The sequence below is a fragment of the Actinomadura sp. 6K520 genome, from assembly GCF_004349245.1.
GTDB lineage: Bacteria > Actinomycetota > Actinomycetes > Streptosporangiales > Streptosporangiaceae > Spirillospora.
On the sequence record NZ_SMLC01000198.1, the window covers coordinates 1 to 11,538 of the forward strand.

Annotated in this window: 13 protein-coding genes and 1 tRNA gene; 10 read left to right on the plus strand and 4 right to left on the minus strand. The window is 71.8% G+C overall.

The window, feature by feature from the left end; translation table 11 throughout:
* Positions 1–370: 370 nt before the first annotated feature.
* From E1289_RS32190 to htpX, 7 genes are all read left to right on the plus strand, one after another.
* Entirely contained in the window at positions 371–817 is a 447-nt protein-coding gene (locus tag E1289_RS32190; RefSeq protein ID WP_243713288.1) for a 4Fe-4S binding protein, read from the plus strand.
* Positions 814–1,395 (plus strand): NADH-quinone oxidoreductase subunit J, encoded by a 582-nt coding sequence (locus E1289_RS32195; RefSeq protein WP_131986998.1) that lies wholly within the window; start codon positions 814–816, stop codon positions 1,393–1,395. The genes E1289_RS32190 and E1289_RS32195 overlap by 4 nt, the downstream gene beginning before the upstream one ends.
* Positions 1,395–1,778, plus strand: a complete 384-nt coding sequence (gene nuoK / locus E1289_RS32200; protein WP_131987000.1) for an NADH-quinone oxidoreductase subunit NuoK — start codon at positions 1,395–1,397, stop codon at positions 1,776–1,778. Before E1289_RS32195 ends, nuoK begins: the two co-directional genes overlap by 1 nt.
* Positions 1,775–3,643, plus strand: coding sequence for an NADH-quinone oxidoreductase subunit L (locus tag E1289_RS32205; RefSeq protein ID WP_131987002.1), 1,869 nt, complete (start codon positions 1,775–1,777; stop codon positions 3,641–3,643). Before nuoK ends, E1289_RS32205 begins: the two co-directional genes overlap by 4 nt.
* Positions 3,640–5,181, plus strand: coding sequence for an NADH-quinone oxidoreductase subunit M (locus E1289_RS32210; protein WP_131987004.1), 1,542 nt, complete (start codon positions 3,640–3,642; stop codon positions 5,179–5,181). The genes E1289_RS32205 and E1289_RS32210 overlap by 4 nt, the downstream gene beginning before the upstream one ends.
* Positions 5,181–6,671 carry an NADH-quinone oxidoreductase subunit N gene (locus E1289_RS32215; protein ID WP_131987006.1) on the plus strand — a complete coding sequence of 497 codons (1,491 nt, stop codon included), beginning with the start codon at positions 5,181–5,183 and terminating at the stop codon, positions 6,669–6,671. Before E1289_RS32210 ends, E1289_RS32215 begins: the two co-directional genes overlap by 1 nt.
* A 66-nt stretch (positions 6,672–6,737) precedes the next feature.
* Entirely contained in the window at positions 6,738–7,592 is an 855-nt protein-coding gene (gene htpX, locus E1289_RS32220; protein ID WP_207929288.1) for a zinc metalloprotease HtpX, read from the plus strand.
* Here the strand turns inward: htpX and map are convergent.
* On the minus strand, positions 7,589–8,356 hold the full coding sequence (gene map / locus E1289_RS32225) for a type I methionyl aminopeptidase (RefSeq protein ID WP_131987010.1): 768 nt from the start codon (positions 8,354–8,356) through the stop codon (positions 7,589–7,591). The two genes, htpX and map, sit on opposite strands and share 4 nt — an antisense overlap.
* A 34-nt stretch (positions 8,357–8,390) precedes the next feature.
* Between map and E1289_RS32230 the strand changes: the two genes are divergently transcribed.
* The gene (locus E1289_RS32230) at positions 8,391–8,666 is read left to right on the plus strand and encodes a helix-turn-helix transcriptional regulator (RefSeq protein WP_131987012.1); all 276 of its coding nucleotides are present in this window, start codon (positions 8,391–8,393) and stop codon (positions 8,664–8,666) included.
* 45 nt (positions 8,667–8,711) lie between these two features.
* On the opposite strand, the gene E1289_RS32235 is transcribed toward E1289_RS32230, so the two are convergent.
* On the minus strand, positions 8,712–9,200 hold the full coding sequence (locus E1289_RS32235; protein WP_131987014.1) for a YajQ family cyclic di-GMP-binding protein: 489 nt from the start codon (positions 9,198–9,200) through the stop codon (positions 8,712–8,714).
* Between the two features lie 128 nt (positions 9,201–9,328).
* Here E1289_RS32235 and E1289_RS32240 point away from each other — a divergent pair.
* Together E1289_RS32240 and E1289_RS32245 are read left to right on the plus strand one after the other, a co-directional pair.
* A tRNA-Tyr gene (locus tag E1289_RS32240) sits at positions 9,329–9,410 on the plus strand.
* A gap of 275 nt (positions 9,411–9,685) precedes the next feature.
* Positions 9,686–10,114 (plus strand): hypothetical protein, encoded by a 429-nt coding sequence (locus E1289_RS32245; protein WP_131987016.1) that lies wholly within the window; start codon positions 9,686–9,688, stop codon positions 10,112–10,114.
* A 68-nt stretch (positions 10,115–10,182) separates the two neighbouring features.
* Here the strand turns inward: E1289_RS32245 and E1289_RS38570 are convergent, their stop codons facing one another.
* Both E1289_RS38570 and E1289_RS32250 read right to left on the minus strand, forming a co-directional pair.
* Positions 10,183–10,347 (minus strand): hypothetical protein, encoded by a 165-nt coding sequence (locus tag E1289_RS38570; RefSeq protein WP_165970697.1) that lies wholly within the window; start codon positions 10,345–10,347, stop codon positions 10,183–10,185.
* A gap of 3 nt (positions 10,348–10,350) precedes the next feature.
* Positions 10,351–11,538: glycosyltransferase family 2 protein (locus E1289_RS32250; RefSeq protein WP_207929289.1), on the minus strand; the 1,188-nt coding region annotated here is incomplete at its 5' end.

An 11,538-nucleotide genomic window follows, 5' to 3' on the forward strand; every position in this document is an offset into this window, starting at 1 on the left:
CAGGCGGGCCCGGGAAGGGCGGGGGACGCCAGCCGGGCGGGCCGAACCCCTTGCCGGCGTTCGGCCGCGGCGCCGGGCCCCCGCGGGCCCGGGTGTGGTCGGCGCGCGGAACGTGGGGGCGGTGGTGCGGTATCGGATCGTCAGGGCGGTCTGCGCGCTGATTCACAAGCCCTCCCCGACCGCGAACACGCCGTTGACCATGAGGTCCACACCTTCTAGGACGGATGGGACGCCCGCCGCGTTCCCCCCGCGCCGATCGTGCGCAATCATGGGGCGCGTGGGACGGCTACCAGGAGGCGGGCTGGCCAAGGGGCTGGCGGTCACGTTGCGAACGATGACGCGGCGTTCCATAACGCGTCAATACCCGGAGGTGCAGCCCGATCTGCCGCCGCGCAGCCGGGGGGTCATCGCGCTCTTCGAGGAGAACTGCACCGTCTGCATGCTGTGCGCGCGCGAGTGCCCCGACTGGTGCATCTACATCGACTCGCACAAGGAGACCCTCCCGGCCGAGGGCGGCGGGCGGGCCCGGACCCGCAACGTCCTCGACCGGTTCGCCATCGACTTCGCGCTGTGCATGTACTGCGGCATCTGCATCGAGGTGTGCCCGTTCGACGCGCTGTTCTGGTCGCCGGAGTTCGAGTACGCCGAGTACGACATCGCGGAGCTGACGCACGAGAAGGAACGGCTGCGGGAGTGGATGTGGACCGTCCCGCCGCCGCAGGACCACGACCCGGCCGCCGAGCCGCCCAAGGAAGTGGGCGCCGCGGAGAAGGCGGCGGCGCGCGCCGCCCGCAAACCCCCCGGTACCGGCGCATGAGCGGTCAGGAGGTCGTGTTCGCGCTGCTCGGCGTCGTCGCCGTCGGGTCCGCGGTCCTGGTCGTGACGACGCGGCGGCTCGTGCACGCGGCGCTGTGGCTGGTCGTGTCGTTCGGTGCGCTCGCCGGCGGCTACCTGGTGCTGACCGCGGAGTTCGTCGCCTGGGTGCAGGTGCTCATCTACGTCGGCGCGATCGTCGTGCTGCTGCTGTTCGGGATCATGCTGACGCGGGCGCCGATCGGGGAGTCCGCCGACCTGGACTCCGGCAACCGGTGGGCCGCCGTCGCCGTCGCCGTCGCCACCGCCGCCGTCCTGGTGACGGTCGTGGTCATGGGGTTCGGGGACGAGCGCATGACCCTGCGGGAGGGCGGCGGGTCCGCCGAGGCGCTCGGCGCGAGCGTGTTCCGGACGTGGGTGCTGCCGTTCGAGATCCTGTCGGTGCTGCTGCTGGCGGCGCTCGTCGGCGCGATCGTGCTGTCCCGGTCGGACATCCGGGCGCGTCCGGAGGCCCGCGTCCGCCCGGCGGAACGGGAACCGGAACCGGAACGCGGCGACGCGGGCGAGGAGGACGGCGGCTGATGCATCTCGCCTACCCGACGGTCGTCGCCGCGCTGCTGTTCTCCGTCGGCGTGTACGGGGTGCTGGCGCGCCGCAACGCGATCCTCGTCCTGATGTCGGTCGAGCTGATGCTGAACGCGGTGAACCTCAACCTCGTCACGTTCGACATGTGGCTGCGGGATCCGCTGCACGGCGGCCAGGTCCTCACGCTGTTCACGATCGTGATCGCCGCGGCGGAGATCGGGCTCGGGCTGGCGATCGTCCTGCTGGTGTTCCGCAACCGGCGGAACGTCGACGTCGACCGGCTCCGCGCGCTGTCGGAGCGGGAGGACGGTCCGGACGGACCCGAGGGCCGGCCCGCCGAGCCCGGACGGGCCGCGGCGGTCGAGGAGGCCGCCCCGTGATCGTGCTCGCCTCGCTGGTGGCACTGCTGCCGTTCCTCGCCGCGTTCGCCGGGATGCTCTTCGGCCCGTACGTGACACGCCTCCTCGGCGGCGGCCGCGCCGCCGGCCGGACGTCCCCGCTGCGGAACGGGCCCGCGCTCGTCGCGTGCGCGCCGATCGCGGTCTCGCTCGTCCTCGCGGCGGTCGTCGCGTTCACCGTCTGGCGCGAGCCGGGCGAGCGGACCGGCATGCTCACCGTGATCGAGACCGGTTCGGTGCCGATCCGGGTCGGGCTGCAGGTCGACGGGCTGTCCGCCGTCGTCGCGCTCATGGTCTGCTGCGTGGCGCTCGCCGTCCAGGTGTACTCGGTCGCCTACCTGGAGGGGGACCGCCGCTACTCCTCCTACGCCGCCTTCATCTCGCTGTTCACGGCGGCGATGCTGCTCGTCGTCTACTCCGGTGACCTCCTCGTCCTGTACGCGGGGTGGGAGGTCATGGGGATCTGCTCCTACTTCCTCATCGGCCACCACTGGGAGGACCGGGCCAACTCGCGGGCCGCGGTGAAGGCGTTCCTCGTCACGCGGCTCGGCGACGTCGGCTTTCTGATCGGCGTGCTCGTCCTCGGCGTCGGCGCGGGCACGTTCGAGATCCGGGAGATCGCGCGGACCGCCGCGGACCTGCCGGGCACGACGGTGACGGCGGCGGCGCTGCTGCTGCTCGCGGGCGTCGCGGGCAAGAGCGCCCAGTTCCCGCTGCACACCTGGCTCCCGGACGCGATGGCGGGCCCCACGCCGATCAGCGCGCTCATCCACGCCGCGACGATGGTCGCGGCCGGCGTCTATGTCGTCGCCAGGGTGTTCCCGGTGTTCGAGGCGGCCCCCGCGGCGCTGGCCGTCCTCGGGATCGTCGCGGTGGTCTCCATGGTCGGCGCGGCGTGCGCGGCCCTCGCGCAGGACGACCTGAAACGCGTCCTGGCGTACTCGACGATCAGCCAGCTCGCGGTGATGGCCGCCGGTCTCGCGGTCGGCGGCAGGTCCGCGGCGATCTTCCACCTGCTCACGCACGGCGCGTTCAAGGCGCTGCTGTTCCTCGCCGCCGGATGCGTCATCGCCGTCGCCGGGTCGAACATGCTGGCCCACTACGGCGGTCTCCGGCACGGCATGCCGATCACGTTCTGGTCGATGACGGTCGGTCTCGCGGCACTCGCGGGCGTCCCGCCGTTCAGCGGCTGGTTCAGCAAGGACTCCGTCATCGAGGCCGCCCAGCACGCCGCCCTCCACGGCGGCGAGGTCGCGGGCGCCGTGGCGTGGCTGGTGTACCTGGGCCTGCTGCTGACGGTCGCGCTGACGGCGGCGTACGCGATGCGCACGTGGCTGATGACGTTCTTCGGGGAACCGCGCGGTTCGTACGAGATACGCGAGCCGTCGAGAATCATGTCGTGGACGGTGGCGGCCCTGGCCGTCCCCGCCGCGATCCTCGGTTTCTTCGGGCTCGGGGCAGCGGAACTGCGTCCGCATGCCGGCCCGGCTCTGCTGAGCGTGGTGCTGCTCGCGGCGGGCGCAGGGGCCGCTTTCCTCCTGTGGAACCGTGACCCCGCGTTGGATCCGGCGCGTGCGCTCGGGCCGGTCCGTCCCGTCTTCGCGCGGGCCTTCTACGTCGACGAGCTCTACGACGCGGCGATCGTCCGGCCCGTCCGGGCCGCGGCGCGGTACGTCGTCGTCCTCGACCGCAGCCGCGTGGACGCCGCCGTCACCGGCACCGGGCGCGGCGCGCTCCGCCTCGGCGAGTGGCTCCGCGTCCCGCAGAACGGCAACGCGCAGTCCTACCTCACCGGCCTGCTCGCCGGCGTCGTCGTCATCGTGGCCGGGGTGGTGATCCTCCTGTGATCTTCGTGCTGATGCTGGCGATACCGCTGGCGGGGGCGCTGGCGATGCTCGTCCCGGCGCACCGGTTCCTGCGCACCGACCTCGCCGTCCGCGCCTTCGGCACCGCCGTGTCCGGCGCGACGCTGCTCGTCGCGATCTCCGCGCTGACCGCCTTCGACTTCGGCGCGACGTCCCGCATGCAGCTCGAAGTCGACCGGCAATGGGCGTCCGCGATCGGGCTGCGGTTCCACCTCGGCGTCGACGGGATCTCGCTGCCGCTCGTGGTGCTGACCGCGCTGCTGACGTTCCTGTGCTTCCTCTACACGCTGCGGCACCCGCCGGAAGGCGGCCGGATCCGGCTGCTCACCGCGCTCCTGCTCGTCCTGGAGATCGGGATGCTCGGCACGTTCGTCGCCCTCGACCTCGTGCTGTTCTTCGTGTTCTTCGAGACCGTCCTGATCCCCATGTACGTGGTGATCATGCTGTGGGGCGGGCCGGGACGCCGCGCCGCCGCCTACAAGTTCATCCTCTACACGCTGCTCGGCTCCGGGTTCCTCCTCGCCGGGATGCTGCTCGTCGGCGCCACCGCGGGCACCCTCGACATGACCGAGCTGGCCGCCCGGCACGGGGACGGCCTGACGCGCGGCATCCAGATCACCGCGTTCGCCCTGATGGGGATCGGTTTCGCGGTCAAGGCGCCGATGTGGCCGCTGCACACCTGGCTGCCGGACGCGCACACCGCCGCCCCGACCGTCGGGTCCGTCCTGCTCGCCGGTGTCCTGCTGAAGATGGGCACCTACGGGCTCGTCCGCGTCACGCTGCCGCTCGCCCCCGAGGGGGCCCGGTTCTGGGCGCCCTGGCTCGGGCTCCTCGCCGTGATCGGCATCGTGTACGGCGCGCTCGCCTGCCTCGCTCAGCGCGACCTCAAACGGATGATCGCCTACTCGTCCGTCGGGCACATGGGCTTCGTGCTGCTCGGTATCGCGACCCTCACCCCCGTCGGCGTCAACGCGGCGCTGTTCGGCAACATCGCGCACGGCCTGATCACCGGCCTGCTGTTCTTCCTCGCCGGGTCGGTCAAGGAACGCTGGGGCACCACCGACATGGACGCCCTCGGCGGCGGGATGCTGGGCACCTCCCCGCGCCTCGCGTCGATCCTCACCTTCGCGTCCGTCGCCTCGCTCGGGCTGCCGGGGCTCGCCGGGTTCTGGGGCGAGATGCTGGCGCTGCTCGGCGCGTACCGGCCGCACGCCGACCTCCCCCGGGAGACGTTCGTCACGTTCATGGTCGTCGCCGCGCTCGGCGCGCTGCTGACCGCCGCCTACTTCCTGCGCATGCTCGCCAAGCTCACCCACGGGCCCGCGGACGGCGCCGCCGCCGAGGCCGGGGCCGCCGTGCGGCGGGGCCGGGAGACCCGCGTCCCCGCGGCGGGGGTGTCCCTGCAGGAGTACGCCGCCTGGACGCCGCTGATCGCGCTCACGCTGCTGGTCGGCCTGTGGCCGAAGACCCTGCTGGACGTGACCACCGGACCCGTCCGCGCGCTGTTCGGAGGCGGCTGATGATCCAGAGCATCGACTACGCGGCGGTCGCGCCGCCGCTGATCCTCGCGATCGCCGCGATCGGGCTGCTGCTCGCCGACGCCTTCGAGGTGCCGCGCCGCCTGCTGTCCCTGCTCAGCGGCGGCGCCCTCGCCGCCGCGCTCGTCGCCGTCGCCGCGCTCGCGTCCGGGGACCGCCGCGCCACGTTCTGCCTGCCGGACGGCCTGCGCGGCGACGGCCCCGCCTCCTGCTCCTACGTCGCCGACGACTTCACGCTCCTGTTCCAGGGGATCGTGCTGGCCGCCGCCGCGGTCGTCGTCCTGCTGTCGCTGCAGGAGATCACCGACTCCGGCATGCCCGCCGGGGAGTACCACTTCCTGCTGCTCGCCGCCGTCATCGGCGCGCTGACCCTCGTCGCCGCCCGCGACCTCGTCCTGCTCCTCGTCGCGCTGGAGACGCTGTCGCTGCCGGTGTTCGCGCTCACCGCCCTGCGCCGCTACGACGGGACGGCGTCCGAGGCCGCGCTGAAGCTGTTCCTCGTCTCGGTGGTCTCCACCGCGATCATGCTGTTCGGGATCAGCCTCCTGTACGGCGCGACCGGCGCCATGCACCTCGACCGCATCGCCCCCGCCCTCGAGAACCTGCCGTCCGGCCTGGACACCGTCGCGGTGGCCGGGTCGGTGCTCGTCCTCGCCGGGTTCGCGTTCAAGGTCGCCGCCGTCCCGTTCCACTTCTGGGCGCCGGACGTCTATCAGGGGTCCCCGCTGCCCGTCGCCGCGTTCCTGTCCGTCGTCTCCAAGGCCGCCGGGTTCGCCGGGCTGCTGATCGTCGTGGCCCTCGGGCTCCCCGCGTACGGGCACGTGTGGGGGCCGGTCATCGCCGTCCTCGCCGCGGTCACGATGACGCTCGGGAACCTCCTCGCGCTGCGGCAGCGGACCGCGATCCGGCTGCTGGCCTGGTCGTCGGTCGCCCAGTCCGGCTACATGCTCGCGCCCCTCGCGGTCGGCACGAACCGGCTCCCCGAGGCCGTCGCCGCCACCACCGCCTACGTCGCCCTCTACGCCGTCATGAACCTCGGCGCGTTCGCCGTCGTGATCGGTTTCCGGCGCCGCACCGCCGGGCGGCTCAGCCCGTCCTGGGACACCCTCGACGACTTCCGCGGCCTCGCCCGCCGCAGCCCCGCCGTCGCCGCCGCCCTCGCCTTCTTCCTCATCTGCCTCGCCGGGCTGCCGCCGGGGGTCATGGGGCTGTTCGCGAAGGTCGTCGTGTTCCGCGCCACCGTCGCGGGCGGTGTCACCTGGCTGGCCGCCGTCATGGCGGTCAACACGGTGATCGGCCTGTACTACTACCTGGTGTGGGCCGCCAAGCTCTTCGCGCCCGCGCCCGGACCGTCCTACGACCCCGCGCCGGGGCTGCCCGTCCGCGCCGCCATCACCGCCACCGCCGCCGGCGCCGTCGTGCTGTCGGTGGCGCCGCAGATCGTCCTGCAGACGGTCGGCCACGTCACCTAGGCGGGAACGTTCACCCAGGTCAAACCGTTGATGTTCATGGCCGGAGTCGACGGGGAGGCAACGGAAGTGCAGTTCAACGGTGTCAAGACCGCGGCGCTCATCGGCGCGCTGTCGGCATTGATGCTCGCCGCCGGCTGGGCCATCGGCGGCGGTACCGGGCTGACGATCGCGCTGCTCATCGCGCTCGGCACCAACGGGTTCGCCTACGTCTTCAGCGACCGGATCGCCCTGCGCTCCATGCGCGCCCACCCGGTCAGCGAGGTCGAGGCGCCGCGGCTGTACCGGCTCGTCCGCGAACTCGCGAACTCCGCCCACCAGCCCATGCCGCGCCTGTACGTCTCGGAGACCCGCCAGCCGAACGCGTTCGCCACCGGCCGCAACCCGCGCAACGCCGCAGTCTGCTGCACCCGCGGCATCCTGCACATCCTGGACGAACGGGAGCTGCGCGCCGTCCTCGGCCACGAGCTGTCGCACGTCTACAACCGGGACATCCTCATCTCCTCGGTGGCCGCCGCGATCGCCACCGTCATCACCTACCTGTCCCACCTGGCGATCTTCATCCCGCTCGGCCGCGCCGAGGACGACGACGGCCCCGGCCTCCTCGGCGCCCTGCTGATGCTCGTCCTCGGCCCCGTCGCCGCCGCCGTCGTGCAGATGGCGATCAGCCGCACCCGCGAGTACACCGCCGACGCCGCCGGCGCCCGCCTCACCGGCGACCCCCTCGCGCTCGCCGCCGCCCTCCGCAAGATCGACGCCGGCACCAGGGCGATGCCGCTGCCGCAGGACCCCGAACTCGCCACCACCAGCTCCCTGATGATCGCCAACCCGTTCGCCGGCGCCGGAATCGGCAGGCTCTTCTCCACGCACCCCCCGACCGCCGACCGCATCGCCCGCCTGGAACGCATGGCGGGCCGCCGCTAGAGCGCCGTCAGGATCATCGGCCCGTCCGCGGTGACCGCGATCGAGTGCTCGAAGTGCGCCGCGCGGCTCCCGTCGGCCGTCGCGACCGACCATCCGTCCTGCAGAAGCCGGGTCGCGTCACGCCCGCTCTCGGTCACCAGCGGCTCGATGGCGATCGTCAGCCCCTCTCTGAGCCTCATCCCGCGCCCCGGGCGCCCCTTGTTCGGCACCGGCGGATCCTCGTGCATCTCCGTACCGATGCCGTGCCCGCCGGACCCGTCCGCGATCCCGTAGCCCGCCTCGCGGGCCGTGCTCTCGATCGTCGCCGCGACGTCCCCCATCCGGTTCCCGGGCACGGCCGCCGCGATGGCCCGCTCCAGCGCGAGCCGCGTCGTCTCGATGAGCCGCGCGCCGTCCTCGTCCGGCGTCCCGACCATGAACGACACCGCCGCGTCCCCGCAGTAGCCCCCGACCGTCGCGCCGGCGTCGACCGTCACGAGATCACCGTCCTTGAGCACCCCGCCCGCCGGTATCCCGTGCACCACGACGTCGTTCACCGAGACGCAGATGTTGGCCGGATACGGCATCGGAGCCCAGCTCGGCTTGTAGTGCAGGAACGGCGATGTCGCCTGATGCTCCTTGAGCGTCCGCGCGGCCACCGCGTCCAGTTCCGCGAGCGGCAGACCGGGCTCGGCCGCCGCTCGCACGTCCCGCAGGATCCGGGCCACGACCCGTCCCGCCTCCCGCATGCGCTCCCACTCGCGCGGAGTCCGGTAGTTCACCATGGGAAGATTCTAATACCAGTATTACAATGCTCGCATGGTACGAACCCCGCTCACCGAGGAGCAGCGCGACCGGGGCAGGGCACTGGGCCAGGTGCTCCGCGCCGCCCGGGGCCCCCGCAGCGCCGCCGCCGTGGCCCAGGAGGCCGGCATCTCCCTCGACACCCTCCGCAAGATCGAACGCGGCGCCATCGCGGCCCCGGCGTTCTTCACCGTCGCGTCCCTGGCCCGCGTCCTGGATCTCGACCTGTCGGCCCTCGCCCGAACTCTCCACGAATTCGACCGAACCATCGAGGACGCGGCCGCGTCATAACAAAGCGCCGGCCCCTTCTGCGGGGGATGGGGCCGGCGCACCCGACTACCGGTAGTTCACGAACTGCAGCGCCACATCGAGATCCTTGCCCTTGAGCAGCGCGATGACGTCCTGCAGGTCGTCCTTCTTCTTCGAGCTGACCCGCAGCTCGTCCCCCTGGATCTGGGCCTTGACGCCCTTCGGCCCCTCTTCCCGGATGATCTTGCTGATCTTCTTCGCGTCCTCCTGCGCGATGCCCTCCTTCAGGCCCACGCCCAGCTTGTACAGCTTCCCGGACAGCTTCGGCTCCCCGGGGTCGATCGCCTTCAGCGAGATCCCCCGCTTCACCAGCTTGTCCTTGAGCACGTCGAGTACGGCGTTGGCCCGCTCCTCCGTGTTCGCCTGAATGTCGATCGACTCACCCGACCACTTGATCCCCGCGTCCACGTTCCGGAAGTCGAACCGGTTGGCCACCTCCTTGGCGGCCTGGTTCAGCGCGTTGTCGACCTCCTGCCGGTCGAGCTTGCTCACGACGTCAAAAGAGCTGTCCGCCATCGCGCACACATCCCCTCAGCAGCAACTTTCGCGGTCCACCGAGCTTAGCGATCAAGCCCGCGCCCCGATGTCACACCCACTCCCACCGTCCGCTATTCTTTCCAGTGCCGCCGCGCAAGCGACGCCAAGGCGGGTTGCCCGAGTGGCCAATGGGAGCGGACTGTAAATCCGTCGGCTTAGCCTACGCAGGTTCGAACCCTGCACCCGCCACATCACACAGAACGGCCCCTGACCAGCTTCAACGCGGTCAGGGGCCGTTCTCGTCGTGTCCGGGCCGGTTGTGTGTAGGCGTTTGTGAGCGCCCACGATGGCTGTGGTGCTTGTGGGGCCGGTCTGGCGCTGTCCTGCCATCTGTATGGGGACGGCTGTGGTGGCTCGCTCGGTCGTCTCATGGGTAGCGGCCCGGCCGCCCGGCCACGTGAGAGACTCTGTCGATCTTGGAATTAGCCCGCGGAGTTCTTGTGCGTCCACGCCTTTTCGCAGCCTTGACCGTGCTTCCTCTTGCCCTGACCGCATGCCAGGGCGAGGTGAGGCCCGAGGCCGGTCCAGCGGCCTCGGCTCCGCCCGCCCCGACCGCTCCCGCCATCGCGCCGTCCATCTCCGCCGATTCGCCGGAGCCTTCGCGGAGTAGGGCGAAGCTGGTCGGGCCGCGAACGAATTGCGGTGAGGTCAAGGCGGTCAACGGTGAGATTTTCGCGGTCGGTGTGCTCAGCGGCCGGACGACGTGCGCGACGGTACTGACCGTCTTCCGCAGCTACTTCGCGCCGGGCACGCCCAGGCAGGGCTCCGCGGGCGTGGCCACCGTCAACGGCTGGCGCTGTGCCAGTAACAGTGCGGCCCAGGCCAGCGCGAGCGGCCGTCTCTCCACCTGCCGCAAGGCCTCCACGACGATCACGGCCGACGTGATCCCCTGATCTTGCGCCTCGCCAGGGCGGAGGGACGGGCGGCCCCTGGCGGGGTTACCAGGGGCCGTTCGGGTGGGTCAGCTTCTGCGGGCCGGGAGGATGCGCTTCACGGCCAGGCCGGCGGAGACCAGGGTGAACAGGGCCAGGCCGATCCAGAGGGCCTGGAGGCCGAGCCACGGCGAGGCCGCGGCGGCGCCGCCGAAGCCCGCTGCGACGCCGCCGATCGGTGGGGTGTTGTACATGTCCTACCATTTCCTTTCTTTGCGCCAGGCCGCCTGCCAGAAGGCGCGGGCCTGGACGAACTGGAGGAAGACGTCGAAGATCATTTCGACGACGATCGTGCCGGCGAGTGCCATCTGGAGCGCGCCGCGGCGGCGGACGGTCACCACGCGCTCCACCATGAAGATCACCGTGATGGCGGCCCAGATCGGGCTGATCGTGATGCCGCCGAGCCAGATGGCCGAGTAGGCGATGGACGACAGGTAGGCGGTGATCACCAGGATGCCGACCAGGGACAGCAGTTGCCGTCCCCAGTAGGGGCGGGTGATCGGCGTCCAGCCGTAGTCCAGGAGGTTCTCCAGGGCGCCGCGCTTCCAGCGCAGCCGCTGCCTGGACAGCTCCCTCCAGGTGGGCATCACCTCGGTGGTGAGCGTGCACTCGGGCGGGCACAGGATGCGGAAGCCGAGATGCAGGATGGCCAAGGTGAGCTCGTTGTCCTCGGTGAGGACCCGGACGTCGTAGACGTGCGGGAGGCCGGGGAGGCGCCGTTCCCGCCGGGCGGCGACGACCTCCTGCAGCGTGGTCGCGCGGAAGATGGTGGCGGTGCCGGTCAGGACGAGGGCCTTGCCCTGCAGCCGCCGCACGTCGCGGGCGTACCTGGCGTACTCGTTGCGCTGGAACATGCCGACCGCGCCGCCGCCGGGCTTGCCGGTGAAGGTGCCGCCCACGGCGGCGTAGCGGCCGCCGGCCAGGTAGCCGACGCCGTGCCGGATGAACCCGGGGTCGAGGGCCGAGTCGGCGTCCATCACCATGACCGCGTCGTCCGGGCCGAGGATCGGCAGGAGGCGGTCCAGGACCTGGTTGAGCGCGCCCGCCTTCTTGTGCCGGTTGTCGCGCGTGCCGACGATCTCGACGCCGCAGAGCTGCGCGAACGCGGCGGTGGCGTCGCTGCAGTTGTCGGCGATCACCACGATGTGGTCGGGGGGACGTTCCTGGCGGCGCAGCGAGGCGATGGTCTCGGTGATCTGCTTGGCCTCGTTGTGCGCCGGGATCAGGACCGTCACCCGCATCGCGTCCGTGCTGATCGGAGGCAGGTCCCGCTTGCCGTCCCGTCCTCTGGTGCGGGGCTTGGGCTGCGGTGCCGCATGCCTGGGGCGTTCCCGCCGGGCGGGCGGCCGGGGCGGCGGGGTCGCCGGCGCGCAGCACCAGCGCCG